Raw genomic sequence first — 22,625 nt, forward strand, 5'->3', positions numbered from 1 at the left:
CATTGTATTGTCCTCTTTTCTTTCTTTTTTTGATTTTTGACAAATCATTTTTGTTAGGCTTTTGAGGAAGTGAAGCTGTTTTCCTCGAATGGTAAAAGCTGTGAGTGTTCTACATATTTTGCTCCTTTCTTTTTTCGTTTAGGTGGTTCATTTTCGCCAGTGTGTTCGTTTCGTTTGCTGTGACGTGAACGAAACATACGCACAAAGAAACCGCAAGGGCGAACAATGTGAGTTCATCTTGACCCTTGCGGTTTTGACTGCTTATGTTAAGGTAGCTAACAGTAAATGAGACGTTACTCACTGCAAAATGAGACGCCTGAAAAAAGAAAGTAGCTGAGGTAGAGTAACGAACGTTTAGCTTTTACCATTCGAGGAAAGTCTTTAATCAAATACAAATACCTTTACACGTATATTTGCAAATTAATTTGCAAAGATTTTTATGCGTGCAAAGGTATTTGTATTTGCAAAGAAACTAGGCGAAGCCTCGTTTCTACCGCTTTTGATTTTAGCCTTGCAGGCAAGGCGTTTCTTCGTAGCAGTGGAGGTGGCTGGAGCGAAGAAGAAACTTGCACTTTGTTCTTTTTAGAAACAAAAAAACACGCTAAAACCTTGTCATATCTAGGTTTATAGCATGTTTTGTGGTATAATAGAAGAGTAGAAAAGTTATGACGGTGGCGACTCAATAGAAGCGGAGGTGGTGCGTATGAATGTACTCACAAAATCTGTTGAAAGGAGTAGCCTTTTGTCCGCATATGAGACAATTCAAACGATTTTAGGCTTTGGTATGTTTACCATTGCATTAATCAGTTTGATTGTTAATTTGCTAAAAAACGACAAAAAAAAGTAACCAGTCATAAACTTTAGCAGGTTTACTGGTTACAATTTATAACTAAAAGTTGCTACCGTCTTAAACGGTTCTACACCAAGAGGGGTACGTTGTCGCGTATCTCTCTTTTCATTACTATTATATCATATTTTGAGCGGAAGTGAAGGCGTAAGCCTTCTTTTTTACTGTCCCCCTAAACGGTGGCGGTGGTTGGAGTGTGGGGGACAGTAAAAAACTATCTTTTAATATTATGCTTTTGTAAATAACGTTTGAGTGTACTAATCGGTATTCTTGTGTGCTGTTCGATCTCTTTTAAGGTATACTCCTTTGATTGATACAATTCAAAAGCTCTTTGTAGTAATGGATCATTAATCTGATAGTTTGGCTTCCGCCCTTTGAATAGTCCTTTTTGTTTGGCTATGGCGATACCTTGTGCTTGACGTTCACGAATTCTTTTTCGCTCTGATTCTGCTTGATATTTGTAGAGTTCAATGACTAAATTGTTAATCAATCGTCTCAAATTTTCATCTTCAATCCCATTCATTGAAGGTAAATTTAAAACTTCCAATGTTGCGCCTTTTTGTTGGATCTGATTCATTAGGGACGTTAAATCCTTGCTGTTTCGTCCTAAACGATCTAATTCAGTCACAATGACTATATCGCCTTCACGTAGATAGTCCAGCATAGCTTTTAATTGCGGACGTTCGGTAGATTGTCCACTGATTTTATCTGAAAAGACCTTAGAAACGCCTTCTAAAGTCTGTATTTGTCTTTCTAGGTTTTGTTCTTTACTAGAAACACGAGCATAACCTATTTTTGCCATTTTCTACTCCCCTTGTTGATCGTTATCGGCTTCTGCTAGATCGTCCAACGTTTTCATTAAATCATCTAGTTTTTCATGATTCACTTTATAAATCACTTGATGGTTTTTCTCTTTACCAATAGTGATGTAATCGCCATAAATCATATATCTTCTAACGAATTTTGTCCCACGATTCAAATCAAGCGTATAGGTGTTAGCACCGACTAAACCACCAGTATCTTTAACTTCATCTTTTTGAGATAATTCCAACTCATCAAGAGAATCAACAATTGATGAAACCATTTCTTTTTTCTTGATATTAAGATCTGTTTCTTGAAATTGATAGATACTTCCATTGGTAATAGTAAAATGAATACGGTCAATATTCTCTTCAGATAATTTTTTGGAATTCATGCTACATGCGACAAGTCCAAAAACAGCTAGAAGAACAAGACTACCAAATGTAATTATTTTTCTCATTATATTTTCTCTCTTTCTGTTTCTATTGTTTACAATCCTTTTGATAGTAATTGGAAAAATTGGGCTAAAAAATCCACAAACTCTTTCTCACTCATGATAATTAAAGGTTGTCCTGATTCAATCGCTTGTTCTGCTTCTGTCAATTTTTGAGAAGGGGAATAGCCTTTGATTAAATCAATTGGGAAATAACCTGTTACCAGTCGTGTGGTCTTTTTCGTAACACTACTTTGATTATGACCTTCTAACCCTGAGATAATGGATTGCGCCTGTTTTCTCGTCATTGTGGTGAGTGTTCCAGTGAACACGAAATATTCATTTTCTAACAATTCCCCACCTCTTTTTAATTTAACATTTTGGCAGACTCTAATGAGCCTTCATAAAGCCTATTATATCACAAAAACAAAACAGCCCATTAGAGTATACCCTGATGGACTAAATTTAAATAAAGATATAAAAAAGTACCCGATAATCAAAAGTCATTGCTACTTCTTTTATTTTTCAATATTATTTGGACTCTAATAACTTGACTTAACGTCAATATAAGCATAGGCAAAAACTTAAAATTGTACTTCTATACTTTTTTGATAAACTTCGCAACAGAACCGATTAGTGTTATAATAAAAATAAAGAAATGTTTCTTTATTAGAAATAGATTCAGATTCAACTTATTCAATGCTAAATGTATGAATCATAAAATATGTGGTAGTATAGCAATGGAATCTGAGGAGATTTTCGATACACTCTAAAAATAATGGAAGGAATAAAGTCGAACAAGGAGTAATTATGGAAGAAAAAAAGCAATATTTTTTTAGCAGAACAATTGATAACCAGAAGTTTAATGAATTTTTAAAAGAACTTTCTGATTGGTCTGAACGAGAGAATCAACCGTGTTATGTATTCCAAAATACAGAGATTGGGCGAGAATCCGATTATGTTGATGCCCTGACTGTGTTTATTTCAGGGAAAAAAGGAATATTTGTTAATCTAGGGAATGATGATGAAGGTTTTTTTGACTATATTGAGGACTTTGTTGAGGATACTGGAGTCTTGGTCAGTAAGTACAAATATGATAATGAGCTTGGACGTATCAGAAAATGGAGAAAAGATGTATTTTCAGAGCCAATTAGTTATAATGACTTTGACACATTCAAAGATAATCTAGAAAATCTATCAGAAACAGAATTACCAAAAGTCAAAGCTCTTGTAGGACTTTATCTTGGAAATGTAAATACTATAACTAATAAAGTGTTAGAGCCAACTCAGGATTTACTTGAGGCAACGAAACGAAATATAATGTTGTTTGATTCAAATCAATCTGATTTTATTTTTAATGAGCCCAATCATAAAAGAATAACAATTCAAGGTCTTGCTGGAAGTGGGAAGACAGAATTGTTGTTGCATAAATTAAGAACAATTTATGCAACAAATACAGATTCTAAAGTCTTTTTCACTTGTTATAATAAGGCATTAGCTGATTCTCTTAGAAATCGAATTCCTGAGTTTTTTGATTTATTAAAAGTTGATGTCCAAATTAAGGATGATAGACTGTATATTGGACATAGTTGGGGATCAGCAAGTAGTGGTAATTTTGGGCTTTATTATCATATAACAAAAGAATATGGATTGAAGTTTGAGAATTATTCTCAAAATAATAATTTTGAAAATGTCTGTGAGAATGCATTAAAGCAACTAGAGCTAATCTCGGATTTTGAACCAATTATTGATTATTTACTGATTGATGAGGGCCAAGATTTTGGAGAAAATTTTTTCAAACTTGCTGAAAAGATAACGAGAAGTCGGGTTTATGTTGCAAGTGATATTTTTCAAAATATTTTTGATAATATTCCAGTAAATGATAATGTAGATTTTGTATTAAAAAAGATTTATCGTACATCTTCTAAGACGGTTTTATTTGCGCAAACATATGCATTTAACTGGTTAGAAAAAAAAGCCGTGAGATGGTTCTCTCCCGAAGAATTTAAAAAAATAGGATATAAATCCGAAAAACAAAAAAATGGTAAGTATAAAATTTCTAGGCCAGATTTTAAGAGATTTAACAATACTTTACCACAAAATGACTTACCTTTCGATATAATTGTTACAGAGGAGAATGAAGATGTTGTTGATAAAGTAATAGAGCAAATCAAACAACTTAAAGATAATTATTCCACTCTACTTCCTGATGATATATGTGTTATCTCCCTTGATAATGGTAAGAAATTTTTGGATAGTTTACAAACAAAAATTGGTTTAGAAATGAACTGGGAAGTTAACTCCCTTGTTGAAAGTAAAGCAAAAAGAAAGGGGAGTTTAACACTTTCTAATATTAATAATGTTAAGGGATTAGAATTCTCATTTGTGATATGCGTCCAAAAAAATAATAGTTACAATATAAAAAAATTAAATGCTACTTATGTTGCAATGACTCGTTCATTTATAAAATCTATTTTTATTAGTTCTGATACGATAGGATTTATGAAAAAATATAATGATATTGCTTGCGATATATTAAATACTGGATATTTAATGATTGATGAACCGCAAGAAGTAATGGATGAGACAGAGTTAAATAATTTAAAAGAAGCAGAAACTAAAACACAAGCACAAGTTTTTGAAGAGGTATTCAAAGAACTTGGTATTATAAAAGAAGACGCTAAACGTTCAATAAAAGAATTCGTTTTGACTACTCCGGAAGTTAAGAATGATCCAATTAACTATCAAAAGATAAAAAATAGTGTTGAACTAGTAAACAAGGCATATAAGTAATGGAAAAAGATTTTTATTATCCGATGACTCCAAATTTAGTAAAATTAGCTCAAAAACCTGTTCGCTCTAAATTTGATATATTAAATATTTTATTTGAAACAGTTACTACTCTATTATCGTTAAATTTTGAAGACAGATGCCCTAATAATGATTCGTATTTTAGATTATATGTAAGTAAGATGAATCGGTTGTTTTTCAGATTGAATGATGAAAAATATTTTTCAATAGCCTTTCCATTTCACGTAAGTATTGAGAAAGGAAATAAAATTTTATTGTATTGTTCGGGAATCCAGATTGATTCAGAAAGTAAATATGATTTGAAAATATTATTTGATAACTTGCAGGATAATATAAATCCCACAGATGCAATAATTGATGTACTTGCTGAAGCAGAGAAGTCAGAATTAGGATTTGATTGGAAAATATTACAAAATCTTTTAACATATGAAACAGGATACATCAGATATGATAAAGATTTTGAGCATGAGAATGGGAATTTACACCCTCTTGAACATTTAGATATAAATTATGAAAGTAATGCTACCTATAAAATAGGTGTTCCAAATAGAAAAATTACCATGGAAAAACTTCATGATCTATTGAATATAGAAACAGAGCAAAATTTTTTAGATTTATGATGAAATTAGCATTGATGAGAAAAGAGGTTCTATTGCAAAGTTTATTCGATAAGTATAAAATTGAATAAAAAGAATAGAGAAAAAATATGGGGGGGTGGCAAAGGCAATCAACTTTGCGCTTTTATGATGAATACATCAAAGTTTAGGGTATCTTACGCCTAATCAATTTGAAAAAGTAATCACTTAAAATAAAGATATTAAAATTATACGTTTTTGACTCTAAAAACTTGAATTAACGTCACTTTGCAACAGAACCGTTTTTCAAGTACCTTAAACAAAGGGAAATAAACAGAAGAACTTATCACTCCATTCAGGAAGTGCAACTCTCTTGTTTTGAATACATCGAACAATTTTATAACAACTATAATCCTCATTCAGCAAACAATGGATTAACTCCAAATCAGAAAGATGAAAAATATTTTAAGAAAATATAGCTCATTTTGTGTCTAAATATTTGACATTGGTCCAATTCGTGATACGCTTTTAGAAAAGCACAAAGATGATTTCATCATAACCGCACCAGATGGAAAGCAAGATACTACTCAGTATTCAATTGCTCAATCAATGCTGGCATACCTAAGCCGTGCAAGCAATAAGTTCAATGACGATATTAATTTTGTGACTGAGAGTATTCCAGTTGAACAATGTAAAAGTACATTTGAATTAATTTTCAAGAAACTTGAGCAAGAACAACACTATAACATAATGATGAATAAATAGACGGGGGATTGATATGAAATTTAGTTACAACCCATTATGGAAATTACTAATTGATAAAGGTTTGAACAAAGCAAAACTACGAGAAATGACTGGCATTAGCTCTGCTTCTATTGCGAAGCTGGGCAAAGGTGATAACGTCACAACCGATATCCTACTTCGTATTTGCGTGGCACTTGATTGCAATTTACATGATATCGTTGAGATTGTGGAAGAATAGAAAAAAGATGACTTGCAAAAATTTTGCTTGTCATCTTTTTTGATTAAAATGAAGCTGGACGAACATCCGCTTCTGTTTTCGCTCGCTTGAATGTAATATCTGTACTCACAGCTTTGAAATGTTTCTCTCCTGCTATTATCTTAGCAAGTTCATGAGGACGTAATTGGTCATCATTAGTATCACCTTTAGTTTCAACGATGAAATAAAGAACTTGTTCATCATTTTCTTCATACAACATCGCCCAGTCGGGATTATAAGGACCAAGCGGAGTGCGAATTTTGAACCAATCTGGCATCTTGATATAGAATTTCACGTTATCGTCTAGTTCTGCTTGTCGAGCAAACTCTCGTTCGACCTCTGAATCAGTCACTACATAATCATATAAGGTTTTGGCTTTACCTTTATCCACTGCTACGGAATTACCGTTTTCGCCAAGATAAGCATTCAAAGTTTCAGTCGTAAACAATGACTGCTCATATGCATCGTCTGTCTTAGTGTATTGGATACCCTCAACAATAAGTTGATTCTTATAAGTATTGATAATCTTAGCTGCCTGATTCATATAGGCAAGAGGATTGTTCTTGAACATCTCTAAATTATCGACTGCCTTCAAAATTGAAACGATTGTTTTTCGAGTTAAATTCGTTTCATTTTGTAAGTAGGTGATAATGTCTGGCAGTTGATAAGCATCACCTGTCGTTGCACGTACAACTGATTCACTACCATCTTGAGCTGTTACACCTGCTTCATTCATTTCAAGAAGTCCTGTTTTATAAAGATACGTTCCCCTACGTGTTTCAATAGAATTAATTCCCTTTAGAAGTCCGCGTCCCTCTACTGCTGCTTTGATTAGCGCATCTGTATCAAATGCAATTCGATAAGTAGTCTTGTATTTGATTTTATCCCACAGTTGTAAGAAGTCTTCTGGTAAGGCTTCTTTGATAACCTTGACTTCTACTTTTTCTGCTGCATCTTTAATCTTGAGACTCTTCACTTTCGATTTTGCAATTTCAAGAATCTTTGGAGCGAGTACCACAAATTCCTCACTCACTTCAATCTGGTTCTCATTAATGGCTTGTTTCAATTCATCTGTTGCACGACCTGCACCATTGATATAGCCCTTTTCTTTTAACTCATCAAATAATTTAGCGGATTTTTCTTTACCAAGAACTTCAATTTCATCAGTAATTTCATCTCTTTTGATGATAATAGTTGCGAAAGTATCCTTGTCAAAAGTACCAAAGACAACCCCATCATCTTCATATTCTTTCTGCAGCCCTTCAGCAAAATCCTTATAGCTTTCATTTGCCATTACCGTTAATGTATTGACGTCAAATCCTGGCACACGATCCCCATTTTCGTCAACAGCGATACGTAAACCACGTCCAATTTTTTGACGTTTGGTAATCGTATCTTTGGTTTCAATCAAGGTCGCAATTTGGAAGACATTCGGATTATCCCATCCTTCTTTCAAAGCGGAATGCGAGAAGATAAATCGAATCTTGTTAGCCTTAGCAGTTTTGCCTTTCGATTCATCATAAAAGGTCAACAGGCCTTCTTTGTTTTTCATAATCATCGTGTAAGTTGACTCATCGTCTTTTGAATCACCTGTACTAGAATCTTTCAATTTTCCTTTAGTGTCAGTTGAAAAATAACCATCATGGGCTTCTCCAACAGGTACTTCTGCGTCATTAAGCACTTTATATTTCGGTAAACGTATTAACTTTTGATACTCTTCTTCAAAAATTTTAGCATATCGCCCAAGTTGCGGATTACCTTCTTCATCATATATACGATAGTTCCTAACCTTATCCAAGAAGAATAAACTTAGAACCTTGATACGTTTCCCATCTTTAGCAAACTGTAATTCTTTATTTAGGTGAGATTCTATCGTCTTTGTGATTTGACCACGTTTTATTGCTTCATCTTCTAGTGTTGCCATATCAAGAGTTATCTTATCAGGAGTCCCCGAAAAATAGACAGCTTCTTGTCCGGGAGTTGTATCGATATATTTAATAAAACCGACTTCTTCATACACTTGCAACCCCGTCTTATTATACATATCATTGCCAGCAACAAACTTGATTGTTTTTTTATTGGCATCGTTTCTTGTTCTTTTATAAACTTCGATTTGAGCCGATATGCCTGATTTTAAGCTCTTAACACTTACAAGCTTCATATGTGCACGGTTTCCATCTTCATCCATATGAATACCAGCAACTTCAATTTGTTTTACCAATTGATTATCATAAGCATCTACCGCCGTCAATTGATAAATCGTTGGGTAAGATGTATCCTTGTGGGTTGCTGAGTAGCGAAATCCTGCGGAGGGATTCAAATTAGAAATGGCTTCTTTTGCACCGTCAGTATTATCCACCGACTGCGGTTCGTCAATAATGACAATTGGATGCGTTTCGGCAATCAAGTCAATCGGACGCGCTCCAGACAACTGTTCATTATCACGGTTCATGACATTCGTGTCTTTGTTAAAAGCTTGAATGGTTGTAACCATAATATCAATGGTGTTGGCAGAAGCAAATGAGAGTACACGATTCAACTTGGACTTGGCACTGTCAAACATGAACAAGTCATAAACCACACCACTATATTGATTCTTGAAATAGTCTTTTGTAATTTCAAAAGACTTCATAACCCCTTCTTTAATCGCAACACTTGGTACAACAATTACAAACTTCAAGAAACCGTATTTTTTATTCAATTCAAGAATAGTTTTGAGATAAACAAAAGTCTTCCCAGTCCCAGTTTCCATATCAATGTTAAACTGAGGGAAGTTATCATTGTTCCCAAAAAGATTATCACTAGGTGCGATGCCATTCAGGATTTGTGCCTTATTGACATTTTTTAACATCTGCTCGGAATTAATAATTACTCGATTACCAACACCAATTCCATCATCGGCAAATAACGTTCCTTGCGGTGACGCATCCGTAATGGTGAAATTTGATTCTTTAATTGTTTGCCCCTCGAAAACGAGGACTGCAGCATTGACTGCTTCAGTCTGGTAATCAAGCGTATCAAATTTAATTTTCATATTTGAGTTTGTCATTATTATTTTCACCTTCTTAAATACTCAAAATATCGTCATATTGAATACCATTGGCATTCAGTGCTTCAATCGTATTTAGCTTTTCGCTGTCATTTACAAACTTGTTATCTTGGAAGACGACCACACTATTATCTGCACTATTTTCATCCCGTTGTTGAATAATGAAATCTGCTACGTTACTTTCTATCGCATCACCCAAAACAACAAATATGGCTCCATAAGCAATATCATAGATAGTTGATGAACCTACTTGGTGCTCTACAACTGAATAAGTCAAATCTAGACCTTGTTTCAGCATGATTTCGTAAACAACATCCAGAGGTGTAGAATTTTGTTCAAAATTGTCCTCGATAAATTCTAAGTGCTGCACAATATCTTGAGCTTCTGTATTCCGTTTTTTGACATTTGATTTATCAAGCTCGAAAACTTTGAAACCAATATCTAGTTGGCCACCTAACAATGGATTTTCAGCAATAATTTTGTCACCTGCTAAATCTATTCGCTTTTCAGCTATTTCTGGAATTGTTCTGTAACCATCTTTATAACCATCTGAATTTACATCAAGTACTTCTGGTAACTGAACTAGTATAAACTTATTGTTAGAAGAATATTCTTGATTATTTATCATTATAGCTTCCGCAGTAGTACCTGATCCTGAAAAGAAATCAAGAATAATATTATCTTTGCTATCATAAGTAACCATGTTAGCCAAATAGCTAATTAGACTCGTTGGTTTGGGAAAATCGAAATACTTGTCTAATCCATATTGCTCGAGTTCTTTTCGACCTCTTTCATTCGTATCTACACCATTTTCGCTATTAGAAAGGATATCAGAAGGTATTACAACTCTATCTCCCTGTATCACATATCTTGGAGCAAATCTATCGCTTTTATAGAAAGTAAAGTTCCATCTTCTATTTCTTTCTCTAATGTGTTTTGCCCCCAACGGAATTGACTTTTAAGACTAAAAGCATTCAAATTATAACCATCTTTAACAATTACGTCATCTAACAATTCAACTTGTTCAATTATCTTTCGACTGTATGTGCCATCTGGTATGTTAAATTTAACTTTACCTTCGGGAAATCTTAAAACACCAATATTATTTCCTGAATTAAACAATGGACTATCTCCACCAGTGGCAATGCCTCCAAAAAGTTTATTGGAGATTTCATTTTTCACATAGCAAAGAACATATTCATATTTATGCCTAATAGTTATAGACAAACTTGGAGGATTTTGAGACTTGTTCCATAAAAATTTTCCGATAAATTTATTTTCTCCAAAAATTTCATCACATAGTTTCTCTAAATTTGATTGTTCGTTATCGTCAATAGAAATAAAGATAACGTTGAATCAAATCTTCACGAACATCCAGTGAATGACTAGATACTTGACCTAATTCACCTGTTCGTTCGTTCGTCATATTATAAATTCCTCCTTATGCTTGTCAAGTCCGACAATCCCTTTCTTATACACTTAATATATCGTCATATTGCACGCCTCCAGCATTCAATATTTCGATGGCATTTAATTTCTCACTATCATTCACAAAACCTGTGTCTTGCAAGACAATAGAAACTTCCTCTAATTCGTCTGATTTGACGATATTAATTATCTTACTTGCAACGTCAGATTTGATGTTGCTACCTAGCACGATGAACAATGCACCATAAGCAATCTTATAAATCGTTGCATCGTCAACTTTAATTTCTTCGATTGGCAAATTCAAATCCAAACCTTGCTTCAACATAATTTCATAAACCAAATCAAGATTGTTTGCATCAGAGTGAATATTTTCAAGCTGCATTTCGATTTGCTCATTCAAATCTGCTGTATCGACATTCCACTTTTTGATATTTGAGTCGCTAAGCTCAAAGACCTTAAAACCAATATCGAGTTTGCCTTTCAAATCAGGATTTTCAGAAATAATTTTCTCCCCTGCACGTCGAATGCGTTCCTCACCAATTTGCGTAATATTTCTTTCCAAATTCAATCCATCTAAAAAGTCAATCGTATTCTTAATTACTTTCTTTTCATTATTATCCTTGGCTTGTTTCAACGATTCTTCCAAACTTTCAGGCAACTGCACTAGAATAAAATTATGATTTTTATTGTCAGTTGCGGATGATTTCATTATCGCTTCTGCTGTTGTACCTGATCCAGAGAAAAAATCTAAGATAACATCGTTTGAATCTGTTGCCATATCAATTAATCGCTGTATTAGAGCTAAAGGTTTCTTTCCGTTCTTAAATGGAATTCCACCTTCATTATCTAGCCCAGTTGTCTTAATATCTGTCCAAAAATCCCCGGGATGATAACTTAAATAATCTTGAGCAAATAAGACTTGCATTCTAGGTTTTCTTGACGATTCATCAAAATCACCTTTGATTACATAAAGCTGTCCTGTACTGGTAACATAAGGAAAAAATATTTTTTTTAATAAATTTCTTCGGGATTCTACGATTTCACTCGATGTTCCACTCCCCATAGATACAGTTTGGAAAATTCTCCAAGCATTAGCATACTTGAATTTATTTTTCTCTTCGTTAGAAGTAATTTCTTTTTCTCGAAAATATTTTGATAGACTCATATAGTTTGCTTTGTCCAATAACTTTTTAACAAAAGTAAAATCAGACTCGGAACGTTCAACATCTGAAATTATCTCAGACATTTTATTCCATTCTTCTTCTGTGATTTCAGTCATTATGGATTTATATTCATCATCCCACTTCTCTTTGGCAATTTTTATATCTTTTAGAATAATATCTTTCTTCTTATAAATTAATACATACTCTTTTAACTTTGGAAGTCTTTTAGACGTATGAGCCATTTTTACACCTGAGGATTCGGACATTTTTACCGATATTGCGTTAACGAAATTAGTTGGCCCAAATATTTCGTCACATACCTTTCTCAAATTATCAACTTCTTTATCGTCAATAGAGATAAAAATTACGCCATCTTCAGTTAAAAGATTTCTAGCTAGTTTCAATCTTGGATACATCATATTTAGCCAGTTGGTATGAAATCTTCCATCCGTGTCACTATTGGTTGATAATTTATTACCTTGACTATCAATTTGACCTGTTTGTTCTAAATAGTTATTCAAATTATCGCCAAAAGAATCTTTATAAACAAAATCGCCACCCGTGTTATACGGAGGATCCACGTATATCATTTTGACTTTGTTAGAATAAGACTTCTGCAATAACTTTAATACTTCGAGGTTATCGCCCTCAATGTAGATATTCTTTGTTTCATCCCAATTCTTTGACTTTTCTTTATTGGGTTTAAGCGTTGCCGTAGTTGACTTTTGTGCCAATTTCATCGCTTGTTTCTTGCCATTCCATGTAAAGCTGTATTTTTCAGGTGAATTATCGACTTCATCACCTAGTATCAAGCGAAGTTTCTCAAAGTCGATTTTCTTTTCTGTCAAAACTTCTGGAAACAATTCTTTTAGCTTTTGAATGTTCTCGGCTGTAATATCAACAGAATGAACATCTACACTAGTTAGTTGGTCTGGCCTGGTCTCAGTCATTATAGTTATAGCTCCTTATTGTTCAAGTAATTTTTTCAACTCATCTTTTGCTTTTTTCAGCTGCATTTGCAAGTCAATTTTTCGATTGAGTTGCTTTTCTTTTTTGACTTGCATTTTCAATGCTTCTATTTGCTTATTCAATATATCAAGTTGGTCTTTTTTGTCAGCCGTGATGCCGTCTGACTCTACACCATATTGATTGGCTGCTAATTGTTTTGCTAGTTCGTCACGCAAGCCATCATAAAACACCTTAAAATTCTGACGGGGTAATTCCGACAAATCTAAATCAGCAAGAACAGATTCTGCACTATCAATGTTGTAGATTGGTGATGGATAGATATTCTTTAACTTTAGAAAATTATTAGGCTGTCTTTCAAAGCGACCTGTATAAAGCGTAAAGTCTTCTATTTCATCCGTCAAAACAACCAACGGATAAGGAATTAAACTAGAAAGCAATTTGAAGATTTTCTCTGAATTCCCTTTTTCTTTCGTCTTTACATAGTAGAACCAAATTTCCGTATAAAGTTCATCTTCAGATTCAAAACTTAGAATGTTGGTATTCTCTGATTTGAAGTTGGCAAGCATATAGATACTTTGTACCGAGTCAGTTAAAAACTGCTTATCTTTTGCATTTTTCATATGTGGGAAGATTTGTATTTTCGGCAAATTTTTATTAATGATAGTAGCCTTTGGAAAGAGCCACCACTTCACGATATTTTTTGTTTCCATTTACTGACTCCTATCTGATAATAAGAAATGAAACCAATTCTACGTCATCCAAATCATCTAATAGTTCCATCTGAACGCTAGTCCCGCCTGGTGAAAACATGGAAGCAATCCCAACCTCTTCTTGCTTACCTTTAATAGCTTCTATTGCTTTTGAAAGCAGTTCAGAATACTTGCTCATATCACTGCCACCATTTGTTTCAGCATAGAAAGCATCAACTAATTCTTGGTTTACAGCTTTATTGCCAATACTCAACTTCTTGAAGAAGTCTAATACCTGCTTGGCATACATATAGTTGATTTTTACGTTGCCATCCATTTTCATGTAAATTACAATGTAAGGTAAAATTGAATTTTCTTTACCAAGTCCTTCATCCCGTTGTTTAAGCGTTAATAACACTCCAGGCTCCGCTTCTGGGAAAATTTGACTATCAGCAATCGCATACATTCCAAGTGGGGCTTCATTGAGTTGCTTCTCATGGTCTTTCAAAGCATTTTGTAAATCTGCCTTGAAATCATTGAAGGTCATGTCTGTAATGGAAATTGCCCCAGATACATCTTCAAGGTCAATAACCTCACTTTGTAATTGCTCAAGCTGCTTCTTCCGATACTTCAAATCATTCATTTCACGTTTTGCTTCAGTAGAGAGCAGATTATCTTCTCCTGTGGCTGCTGTATCAAGTATAACCATTCGACCTTTTACACGCTGCTCTAGGTTTAAATAAGCGTCTAAGTCAACATTCGGCCAGAAATTGACTAATTGAATTTGCTTATTTTGTGAGCCAATACGGTCTATTCGCCCAAAACGCTGTATCACTCTGACTGGATTCCAATGAATATCATAATTGATAAGGAAATCAGCATCTTGCAGGTTTTGACCTTCTGAGATTGTATCAGTTGCTATCAGCAAGTCAATTTCATCCACTGCACCAGGATTGATTTGAGCACGACCTTTTGATAGTGGTGAGAAGTTCGTCAAAATATCATCCATGTCATTGACGTTCACGCCTTTTAGGGTCGTCTGATTTTTGCTTGAACCACCCGTTACTAGAGCTGAATTTAAGCCGTATTTTTCCTTTACTCTTTGAGCCAAATTAAAATATAGATAGTTAGCAGTATCTGCGAAGGCCGTAAAGATAATGACTTTCTTGTTGTTATCATTTAACGGATGCTCATATTTTGTTTTCAATATATCTTCTAAATCTTGAAGTTTAGCATCTAACTCTGGTGTCACATGATGCGACACTACCTGTAAACTTCTCAGCACAAGCAAATCCTCTTCAAGAGCCTGTTTCCATTTAATATGGTCCATATCTCCAAATAGAATTTTAGTTTTTGTACCGACTGCTTGCTCATCAAAGGCATTTTCCAAATCTTCATCATCGAAATCTGTAATGGAAGATAATTCTACATTTCCTGATTTGTGTTTTTCAATTTGCTCAAGAATACCATTGATACCGTCCACCATTCTATCTAACGTTAAGCCAAACGAATATATAGAGCTTTCTAGTCGTTTCAGCAAGTTGGCACGAATTAATTTGGCAAGTGCTTGTTCTCGGTCAGCCTGTTTGAATGATGATTTTCCATCTTTTACTTTAGTATCATACAATTCTTCATAATATCTTTTTTTATCCAACTTCACGTACTGCATCGGCTGGTACATGGACATATTTAGACCACCAATATCATCATATACCTTTTGAAGATTTGGAAAGCCATTAGCTAAATCAATATCTGATTTTATTGTGATTGGCGTTAAACGTTCAGGGAAATCACCAATTGCATTTTTATCGTAGTATTTTTCAATGTGCTTTCGACTTCGTGCGATTGTAAGCATATCGAGCAATTTGAAATATCCTGGGTTCACTCCATCTAAGAAATGTTGCGTTGTGCGTTCTTCTTCATCTAATTCCATCCATCGATTAAAGGCAGTTTGAGCCAATTTTAACTCCGTATCGATATCTGCGATTCCATACTTAGATAAAGCATCCGTTTTACCCTCAGTCATAAAACCAATCTGATTTTTCAAATCTGCCATACGGTTATTAATTGGTGTTGCAGAAAGCATTAAGACCTTAGTTTTACGACCTGCTTGAATGATATCTTCCATCAATCTTTGATAGCGACTCTTTGTTTCTCGATTAACGGATGTATCATTGTTTCGGAAATTATGCGATTCATCAATGACTACTAAATCAAAATCAGACCACATGAAGGTATCTAGTTTAATTTCACCACTCATGCCATAGTATCGTGATAAATCTGTATGATTGAGAACAGTATAGTTAAAGAAGTCATCGTATAGGACATTGCGAATATCTGGCGTATTATAAAGAGTCCAGTTATCTCTTAATCTTTTGGGAGCCAAAACCAGTACTCTCTTACGCTGCAATTCAAAATATTTGATAACTGCTAAAGCAGAGAATGTTTTACCAAGACCAACCGAGTCTGCTAGAATCGCTCCATTGTACTTTTCTAGCTTACGGATGAGACCCATAACTCCATCTTTTTGAAACTGATAGAGTTTATTCCAAATGACTGAGTCTTTGAATCCAGATCCGTCTGGTGCAATGTCCTGCTCATCTAGCTCACTCAATTTATCATGAAAGATATGATAAAGCGAAACGAAATAAATCCACTCAGGCGAATTTTCCTGATAGATGGTTTTAACCTTTTCTAGGACTTTTTGAGTAACTTCTTTTGATTTCGATGAATCATTCCACACTTCGTCAAAATCAGCTTTAAGACCCGCTAAATGGTTGGGTTCTCCAATAATTGCAGTCATCGGCGTTAAGTTGTTTGATTTAGTCAATCCAATACCATCTGAGGTAAATTTAAACATAGCAGGAATAACCACGTTTCCATCTATATCATGAGAATTTTCAATAAGCAATTCATCAAGAGCACTGTGACCATATGCAAGTTGATGCACTTTTACCTTATCTTCAATCAATTTTGCAGTTTCACGAGCGATGAAAGCCGTATTCATCTGATTACGTAGTTTAATCTCGTACTTATTCCCGTTAATATCTTCTAAATCTTGGGCTATTTCATAACGTTTCAAAAAACCAGTTTCTTCTTTTTCAAAGAAAGACTTCGTCAAAATGACTCTTAATTTTTTAGAGCGTTTAATTTCCTTTTGCAGGGCGTTAAAAGCAAAGATAGAAAAAGCCGCAGTCTGAATATTTATCTTTGAATGGCTGGTGATTTTGTCGCTTAATAAGTTCTCAAGTGTATTATCACCTTTGTTATCAATTAATTTAATTTCCACGTTGATGCCTCCAATTGCCTATTTTTCTTCTAGACTGATGATGTCTCCGATATCAACTTTAAGTGCGACCGCTATTTTTACGAGCGATTCCAGCGACACTGGTTCATCTTTACCAAGTTTTGCGATAATATTACCGCTTACCCCAGATAGCTCTTTGAGCTGCCCTTTGCCAATTTCTTTGTCTATTAGCAACTTCCATAATTTTTTGTAGGTAATATCCATAAACATCTCCCCCTCTTCGCAATTTCATATATACTATCCATTGTATCACAAATAATAAAGAAAAATCTTGTATCAATGAATTATTTTTGCGTTCGCAAACATTTTAGTTCCAAAACATCCCTTACCCCCTATGGCATAAATCAAGGTAATCCAAAATCTGAAAATCAACAAAATCACCTACAAAATAAAAAAGCCTGACCTCTGTCAGCTCACAATTCTATTTATATAAGGCTATTCAGCCCACTCCGTTTCGTATCAATTAAGCAAAACGGTAAAAGGGTCACTGGCTGAGACGCTTGTGGCTTTTCTTTTGATTATCTGTTTAAATAAAAATTCATATCTGCAATAAGGCGAAAAGGGTTGAAAATGGTATAATTAAGTGAGAAAACAAGAATGGGTGATTTCATGGGCAATTCATCGGACAGGGAACTTATAAAAAAAGAGTTTGGGATTTCAAATCGTGATAAAAACTCTCTAAGAAAAAGACCTTTCGATAGGTATGAAGAGAAGAAAAAGTTAAAGTTGATTGGTGATTTGAGTGCACAGATTTATAATGTACCGCAATTAATGGAACAATTATCGAAAGGAAAAGAAGTCGCATTAGATATTTCAAAAGAAATTGCATCCAAAATTGCAAATGGTGAGTTAGAATTCATTAGAAAAAGTAAAACTGGTGAAGCAGTCGGAATAATACGTGATGCCAGCTCTAAAAAGATGTTCGCACAACTGCCAATAAAAGAGATGCCATTAGAATTAGGGGCATCAATTGCAACAGCAGGATTAACGATGCAGTTGCAACAAATATCGCACAAACTTGAAGAACTTGATGGCAAGATTAATAAGGTAAATCGCAATTTTGACTTGAATCGTTATGCAGAGGTTCAATCTGCTCAAGATAAATATAAATTCGCCTTACTAAGCAAAGATCCAGAAGTGAAAAAAACATTATTTCTAGAATCATTATCGCAATCTACAAATGCATATAACCTACTATTAAACCAGTTATACGAAACAAAGATGAATTTAAGATTGTCACAACAAAACGAAAGTATCATATCTAACTTATTTAAAAGCAAAGCTGAAGAAGAGGCAAAATTAGCTGAAACAGCACTAGATAATCTTGATTACCTGAAAGATGCATTCAGTTTTCAAATTGCAACTCTTTATGAGTTGAAAGAATATGAAGCTCTTAATTATGCTGTTCAAGACTTCAGAGAAATGATCATGGAAGATTTTTCAGGCGAAGAATCATTGTTTCTGGATGGTCATCTTCCGCCTACTTCAAAAAACCCATTCACTTACCTGTCTAAGGATATCGTTGATACAACTTCAGCCGTTATTGAATTTATTGAAAACAATGAAGATTTATTAGAACTCCACTTTATACCTAATAGTTTATCAATTGAGGAGGAAATCGAGAATGACAAATAATTATTGTAGAGAGAAAAAATGTGGCAGAGAGATTCCAGAAGGTGAAAAATATTGTTCATTTCATCAAAAAAAGCATAAAAAGAGAATCGGCAATATTCTGGTGGCAGTAGCAGGGCTAGGTTCTATAACATTAAGTTTTATTACTAAAGGAAAAATTGGTGGCGGCAAGTCATAAATAAATATGTGTGTTTCAAGCTCTAACCCTCGTGGTTAGGGCTTTTTTTGATACTCTGAAACGATTACCTATACTCTGAAATTCAAGCCGTTTCATTGTATCCAAGACAACATGGAAATAGAAGAAGCTCATTAATGCAGTCTCAAACTCTGAGGCTCCAAAAAAGCTTAAGTTTTCCTCTGCTTCAATTTCTGAAACAAGCGCTGATAGTTGAGAATTGTCTACTAGGCTGTGACCAGGTAAGAAAAGATCGAAGGCTTGGACAATACGATTGCCATTGACATTTTGATTGGCCGCCCATCGACGGATTTTTAACTCTTGTCGATCCGAGCGTTTGTGCTTTCTTTGATCTTCCAAGGTTGCTTTTGTAAAGTGTTCCTTAATTTCCCCAGATTCTATATCTACAATAATATCCTTGAGCTCTTGTTGGCTCATTTCATCCAATGGGAGAATATGTTTTTCAATTGAAGCTTTGTTTTCAGGAGTTTTCTGATCCATGAAGAGGTTTAAGAGATCAACCAGCCAATCGTAGTCAATAATCTCATGGTCATATAAAGATAAGCCCACTTTAATTTCTGTGAGGTCTGGACGCTCCTCTTCGGGTAATTTTTCTCTAGCATCATTAAGCCTTGCTTGCAAAGCCCCAAACTCCTCAAAACTAGAAATATCAAGTCGAACTTTTTCACCAGTGGCTTCTCCTTGAGCATCTAATAGGTCTATTTCACTCCCTAATTCATAGCCTTGTTGAACCAATTGTTGAATTTTATTTTGTGTTTATAGCCCTAGCCTTACAAATTGCTTTAAATCTTTCTCACCACGAGGAATTTGACTAAAATCTTCTCCCGCAAAGGCTTTCAGTTCTTGAACAGCGGGTGTTAATTTTTGGATTTGATGACTTTGGCGTTCTGCCAGGTTATGCTCGTCTTCTAAGGATTGGATATCTTCATTTTTTTAGTCTTCATCTGCTTCCTGAAGCGTATCATTACCCCCTCGTGTATAAATCCGAAGGGCATTTTCTACAAAAGACTTCATTTGTTCGCCTTGACGATAGAACCGAACTTTTCCGTGAGGTTTACTGTTCAACTGAAACGTTCGATTGGTCCGAGACATCGCTTGAATTAACATCCCCTCTCTCAATTCTTTATCCATATAAATCGTATTAATATATTTTGAGTCAAATCCTGTCAGAAGTTGATCCGAGACAATCACTAGATCTAATCGGTCCTCATCTTTTCCTTGGTTATATGGTTTTTTACGAGCGAGCCGTTTAGTGATATCAATCATGTAGGCCCGTGCCGGATCTTGAGCATTTAAAAGACTAGGGACATTGAAGCAACTACTGTATTCTTTGATCGCTTTTTTTAAGGCTTCATTCTGTTCTTTTGTTCCAGGTTGATTAGATTCATCTCGAGAAAAAGTCATTGCCACCCTCAAATTGATGTATTTTTATATTTTGGAAAAGACGTGACGAAGGACAAAGCGCTTATTTATTTTTTTCAATAGAGTCAAGAAGCAGCATTCCGACAGTCAGAAAAAGCACTGATAATATAAACCCTAGGATTAAATTAAAAAAAGGAACACCAATATTTTAAAATTTTTTTAAAACCAAATCTGATAACTTTATTGAAATGAACCAAGCCAAAACCTGTCCTCCAAAAGACATTTGATTCATTCTCTGATAGGATCGCCTTAAGTATTTATCCATTATTTCTCCACGTTCTCTTTCAAATGATAATATGTTTAACTCTATTAAACCAAAAGCATAGGAAGGATGTTGAAGGACTAAGAATTTCCCTTAAATATTCCAAGTTATCAGTTTTGGTGTTTATTTCGATTGTTTTTCACTCTAAAAAAAGATATAATATCAGTAAAACTGATATTTTTGATTTAGGAGGAACAATGGAACAATTAAAATTAAATCAATACTTTGACTACTCGCTTGAACCACGTCGTGCCATCCTCTTTCAAGATGTCAAGTCTAATTATGCTTCAATTGAATGCGTTCAGCGAAATTTAAATCCTCTGACCACTTCTCTTTGTGTCATGAGTCGAGCAGATCATTCTAAAGGGTTAACGCTTGCCTCTAGTCCAACCTTTAAAAAAGTTTTTGGTATGAAAAATGTCAGTCGTGCCAGCGATTTACCTTTTCTTATAGAAACACGAAAGTTCAATTATCCGAAATGGTATCGAACACATACAGACATTCATGGACAGCGAACTGAACCAACTTTGCAATATGTCGCTTTTATTGAATCTTGGGCGAAACGCACGTGGATTGTTCCTCCACAAATGCAGCTCTATGTGGACTATAAAATTGAAGTGACAGATATACTGACCAATTATACGTCAATTGATGAGATTCACTCCTACTCGATTGATGAATCTTTTTTGGATATCACTGAATCATTGAACTTCTTCTACCCTGAGATTAAAAATCGTTATGAACAGATGAATCGAATTGCTTTAGACTTGCAACGTGAGATTCGAGATAAACTAGGACTATATGTGACTGTTGGGATGGGAGACAACCCCTTGCTTGCCAAACTTGCAATGGATAACTATGCCAAGCACAATGATAATATGAGAGCCCTAATCCGTTATGAAGATGTCCCTAATAAACTATGGACAATTCCTAAGATGACAGATTTCTGGGGAATTGGAAAGCGAACTGAGAAACGATTAAACAAACTTGGAATCACTTCTATCAAAGAGCTTGCGAATGCTGACCCACTTCTCCTTAAACAAAAATTAGGAACAATTGGACTTCAACATTTTTTCCATGCTAACGGTATCGACGAAAGCAATGTAAGGGAAAAATATACTCCAAAATCTTCTAGCTTCAGCAATTCTCAAATTCTGCCACGTGACTATCATAAGCAAAGAGAAATTGAACTTGTGATTAAAGAAATGGCTGAGAACTTAGCGATAAGATTGAGAAAGGGCAGAAAACTAGCAAGCAATCTTTCACTTTATGCAGGTGCTGCTTCTACTTCTGAATACTCTTCTGTTAAGGTTTCTCGCAATATTGAAGCAACGCAAAACACAAAGGAATTGCAAGACCTCGCAATCTCTTTATTTCGTGAAAAGTACCAAGGGGGAGCGATAAGACAAATAGGGATAAGCGGAAATCAACTTTCTGATAGTTCTGTTAGACAGCTCTCTTTATTTGAAAGTGTTGAAGAAAATCAAACTAATAAAAAGCAAGAATCACTCCAAAAAGCTATTGATGAGATTAGAGAAACTTTCGATTTTCTTTCAATACAAAAGGCAAGTAGTTTATCCGAGGGTTCACGTGTCATTTATCGGAACAAACTCATTGGAGGTCATGCAGCAAGTCAAGACAAGGAGGTAAAAGATGTCAGTTGACCGTTCATACAGCCCCTATGAAGTCATCCGTGCTTATCACGATAGAGGGATGATGAAATGGGGCGCATTTGCGACTGGAGAACTCACGGAGGCTCAAAATACTTTTGAAAAAGAAAAAAAAGATGATAAGGTAATTCAAACATTACCACATCATGTAGTGCTTCATCTTCTTAATCAGTCTTTTTCAAATCAAGTACAAATCAAAGTTAAATATCAATCAAAATATAAATTAACTGAAGTCTATGGTTTTGTTTCAGAATTTATCAATAACCAAGTTCGCATAAAATCAACAGATAAAATCTACCTCATATCCATTGAGCAAATCGTAAATATATCATAAAAAAAGCTATCCTTGCTGTATATTACTACAACAACTT

At 34.5% G+C, this 22,625-nt stretch carries 18 protein-coding genes and 3 pseudogenes; 9 read left to right on the top strand and 12 right to left on the bottom strand.

What is annotated here, in order from left to right; all coding sequences use genetic code 11:
• The first annotated feature begins 703 nt into the window (after positions 1 to 703).
• Positions 704 to 847: a type I toxin-antitoxin system toxin PepG1 gene (pepG1, locus tag MHB61_RS13055; protein ID WP_220093432.1), complete on the top strand. Its 144-nt coding sequence runs from the start codon at positions 704 to 706 to the stop codon at positions 845 to 847.
• A 214-nt stretch (positions 848 to 1,061) separates the two neighbouring features.
• Here the strand turns inward: pepG1 and MHB61_RS13060 are convergent, their stop codons facing one another.
• The 3 genes from MHB61_RS13060 to MHB61_RS13070 are packed head-to-tail and all read right to left on the bottom strand — an operon-like array spanning position 1,062 to position 2,434.
• Positions 1,062 to 1,649, bottom strand: a complete 588-nt coding sequence (locus tag MHB61_RS13060) for a recombinase family protein (protein ID WP_058207053.1) — start codon at positions 1,647 to 1,649, stop codon at positions 1,062 to 1,064.
• Between the two features lie 3 nt (positions 1,650 to 1,652).
• Positions 1,653 to 2,108, bottom strand: a complete 456-nt coding sequence (locus tag MHB61_RS13065) for a hypothetical protein (RefSeq protein ID WP_058207054.1) — start codon at positions 2,106 to 2,108, stop codon at positions 1,653 to 1,655.
• Positions 2,109 to 2,137: 29 nt separating this feature from the next.
• Complete coding sequence (locus MHB61_RS13070; RefSeq protein WP_137016508.1) at positions 2,138 to 2,434, bottom strand: BRCT domain-containing protein; 297 nt, start codon at positions 2,432 to 2,434, stop codon at positions 2,138 to 2,140.
• 457 nt (positions 2,435 to 2,891) lie between these two features.
• Here MHB61_RS13070 and MHB61_RS13075 point away from each other — a divergent pair, with 457 nt between their 5' ends.
• From MHB61_RS13075 to MHB61_RS13090, 4 genes and pseudogenes are all read left to right on the top strand, one after another.
• Complete coding sequence (locus MHB61_RS13075; RefSeq protein ID WP_137016510.1) at positions 2,892 to 4,874, top strand: DEAD/DEAH box helicase; 1,983 nt, start codon at positions 2,892 to 2,894, stop codon at positions 4,872 to 4,874.
• A complete protein-coding gene (locus MHB61_RS13080; protein ID WP_003139711.1) occupies positions 4,874 to 5,512 on the top strand; it encodes a hypothetical protein in 639 nt (212 codons plus the stop codon). Before MHB61_RS13075 ends, MHB61_RS13080 begins: the two co-directional genes overlap by 1 nt.
• A 248-nt stretch (positions 5,513 to 5,760) precedes the next feature.
• Positions 5,761 to 5,962: pseudogene (locus tag MHB61_RS13085) on the top strand (IS3 family transposase); the annotation flags it as partial.
• Between the two features lie 283 nt (positions 5,963 to 6,245).
• Complete coding sequence (locus MHB61_RS13090) at positions 6,246 to 6,449, top strand: helix-turn-helix domain-containing protein (RefSeq protein WP_040526182.1); 204 nt, start codon at positions 6,246 to 6,248, stop codon at positions 6,447 to 6,449.
• A 43-nt stretch (positions 6,450 to 6,492) separates the two neighbouring features.
• Here MHB61_RS13090 and MHB61_RS13095 read toward each other — a convergent pair whose 3' ends face one another.
• The 8 genes and pseudogenes from MHB61_RS13095 to MHB61_RS13130 form a co-directional block, all read right to left on the bottom strand.
• Entirely contained in the window at positions 6,493 to 9,516 is a 3,024-nt protein-coding gene (locus MHB61_RS13095) for a restriction endonuclease (protein ID WP_249351776.1), read from the bottom strand.
• A 16-nt stretch (positions 9,517 to 9,532) separates the two neighbouring features.
• On the bottom strand, positions 9,533 to 10,381 hold the full coding sequence (locus MHB61_RS13100; protein WP_231288821.1) for a DNA methyltransferase: 849 nt from the start codon (positions 10,379 to 10,381) through the stop codon (positions 9,533 to 9,535).
• Positions 10,378 to 10,698 (bottom strand): hypothetical protein, encoded by a 321-nt coding sequence (locus MHB61_RS13105; protein WP_153950994.1) that lies wholly within the window; start codon positions 10,696 to 10,698, stop codon positions 10,378 to 10,380. The genes MHB61_RS13100 and MHB61_RS13105 overlap by 4 nt, the downstream gene beginning before the upstream one ends.
• Positions 10,699 to 10,740: 42 nt before the next feature.
• A pseudogene (locus MHB61_RS13110) lies at positions 10,741 to 10,863 on the bottom strand (hypothetical protein); the annotation flags it as partial.
• Positions 10,864 to 10,987: 124 nt separating this feature from the next.
• Positions 10,988 to 13,057, bottom strand: a complete 2,070-nt coding sequence (locus MHB61_RS13115; protein WP_003139707.1) for a site-specific DNA-methyltransferase — start codon at positions 13,055 to 13,057, stop codon at positions 10,988 to 10,990.
• Between the two features lie 15 nt (positions 13,058 to 13,072).
• Entirely contained in the window at positions 13,073 to 13,786 is a 714-nt protein-coding gene (locus tag MHB61_RS13120) for a DUF4391 domain-containing protein (protein WP_003139705.1), read from the bottom strand.
• A 10-nt stretch (positions 13,787 to 13,796) separates the two neighbouring features.
• The gene (locus MHB61_RS13125; protein WP_137016512.1) at positions 13,797 to 17,054 is read right to left on the bottom strand and encodes a helicase-related protein; all 3,258 of its coding nucleotides are present in this window, start codon (positions 17,052 to 17,054) and stop codon (positions 13,797 to 13,799) included.
• An 18-nt stretch (positions 17,055 to 17,072) separates the two neighbouring features.
• Positions 17,073 to 17,276: a helix-turn-helix domain-containing protein gene (locus MHB61_RS13130; protein ID WP_003139701.1), complete on the bottom strand. Its 204-nt coding sequence runs from the start codon at positions 17,274 to 17,276 to the stop codon at positions 17,073 to 17,075.
• A 393-nt stretch (positions 17,277 to 17,669) separates the two neighbouring features.
• Here MHB61_RS13130 and MHB61_RS13135 point away from each other — a divergent pair, with 393 nt between their 5' ends.
• Together MHB61_RS13135 and MHB61_RS13140 are read left to right on the top strand one after the other, a co-directional pair.
• Positions 17,670 to 18,707: a hypothetical protein gene (locus MHB61_RS13135; RefSeq protein ID WP_249351778.1), complete on the top strand. Its 1,038-nt coding sequence runs from the start codon at positions 17,670 to 17,672 to the stop codon at positions 18,705 to 18,707.
• Positions 18,697 to 18,882, top strand: a complete 186-nt coding sequence (locus MHB61_RS13140) for a hypothetical protein (RefSeq protein ID WP_137016514.1) — start codon at positions 18,697 to 18,699, stop codon at positions 18,880 to 18,882. The genes MHB61_RS13135 and MHB61_RS13140 overlap by 11 nt, the downstream gene beginning before the upstream one ends.
• A gap of 120 nt (positions 18,883 to 19,002) precedes the next feature.
• On the opposite strand, the pseudogene MHB61_RS13145 reads toward MHB61_RS13140, so the two are convergent.
• Positions 19,003 to 20,319, bottom strand: a pseudogene (locus MHB61_RS13145) (type I restriction enzyme subunit R domain-containing protein); the annotation flags it as partial.
• A 462-nt stretch (positions 20,320 to 20,781) separates the two neighbouring features.
• On the opposite strand from MHB61_RS13145, the gene MHB61_RS13150 reads away from it, so the two are divergent.
• Both MHB61_RS13150 and MHB61_RS13155 read left to right on the top strand, forming a co-directional pair.
• Entirely contained in the window at positions 20,782 to 22,248 is a 1,467-nt protein-coding gene (locus tag MHB61_RS13150; protein WP_262652301.1) for a Y-family DNA polymerase, read from the top strand.
• Positions 22,238 to 22,588, top strand: a complete 351-nt coding sequence (locus tag MHB61_RS13155; RefSeq protein ID WP_262652304.1) for a hypothetical protein — start codon at positions 22,238 to 22,240, stop codon at positions 22,586 to 22,588. Before MHB61_RS13150 ends, MHB61_RS13155 begins: the two co-directional genes overlap by 11 nt.
• Positions 22,589 to 22,625: the final 37 nt, after the last annotated feature.

The organism is Lactococcus sp. FSL K6-0773, assembly GCF_038006485.1.
GTDB classification, from domain to species: domain Bacteria; phylum Bacillota; class Bacilli; order Lactobacillales; family Streptococcaceae; genus Lactococcus; species Lactococcus lactis.

Coding starts and splice junctions, on each gene's coding strand:
- MHB61_RS13140 (WP_137016514.1), top strand. CDS start 18,697: ATGACAAATAATTATTGTAGAGAGAAAAAATGTGGCAGAGAGATTCCA.
- MHB61_RS13060 (WP_058207053.1), bottom strand. CDS start 1,649: ATGGCAAAAATAGGTTATGCTCGTGTTTCTAGTAAAGAACAAAACCTA.
- MHB61_RS13130 (WP_003139701.1), bottom strand. CDS start 17,276: ATGGATATTACCTACAAAAAATTATGGAAGTTGCTAATAGACAAAGAA.
- MHB61_RS13065 (WP_058207054.1), bottom strand. CDS start 2,108: ATGAGAAAAATAATTACATTTGGTAGTCTTGTTCTTCTAGCTGTTTTT.
- MHB61_RS13095 (WP_249351776.1), bottom strand. CDS start 9,516: ATGACAAACTCAAATATGAAAATTAAATTTGATACGCTTGATTACCAG.
- MHB61_RS13135 (WP_249351778.1), top strand. CDS start 17,670: ATGGGTGATTTCATGGGCAATTCATCGGACAGGGAACTTATAAAAAAA.
- MHB61_RS13155 (WP_262652304.1), top strand. CDS start 22,238: ATGTCAGTTGACCGTTCATACAGCCCCTATGAAGTCATCCGTGCTTAT.
- MHB61_RS13150 (WP_262652301.1), top strand. CDS start 20,782: ATGGAACAATTAAAATTAAATCAATACTTTGACTACTCGCTTGAACCA.
- pepG1 (WP_220093432.1), top strand. CDS start 704: ATGAATGTACTCACAAAATCTGTTGAAAGGAGTAGCCTTTTGTCCGCA.
- MHB61_RS13080 (WP_003139711.1), top strand. CDS start 4,874: ATGGAAAAAGATTTTTATTATCCGATGACTCCAAATTTAGTAAAATTA.
- MHB61_RS13090 (WP_040526182.1), top strand. CDS start 6,246: ATGAAATTTAGTTACAACCCATTATGGAAATTACTAATTGATAAAGGT.
- MHB61_RS13115 (WP_003139707.1), bottom strand. CDS start 13,057: ATGACTGAGACCAGGCCAGACCAACTAACTAGTGTAGATGTTCATTCT.
- MHB61_RS13075 (WP_137016510.1), top strand. CDS start 2,892: ATGGAAGAAAAAAAGCAATATTTTTTTAGCAGAACAATTGATAACCAG.
- MHB61_RS13120 (WP_003139705.1), bottom strand. CDS start 13,786: ATGGAAACAAAAAATATCGTGAAGTGGTGGCTCTTTCCAAAGGCTACT.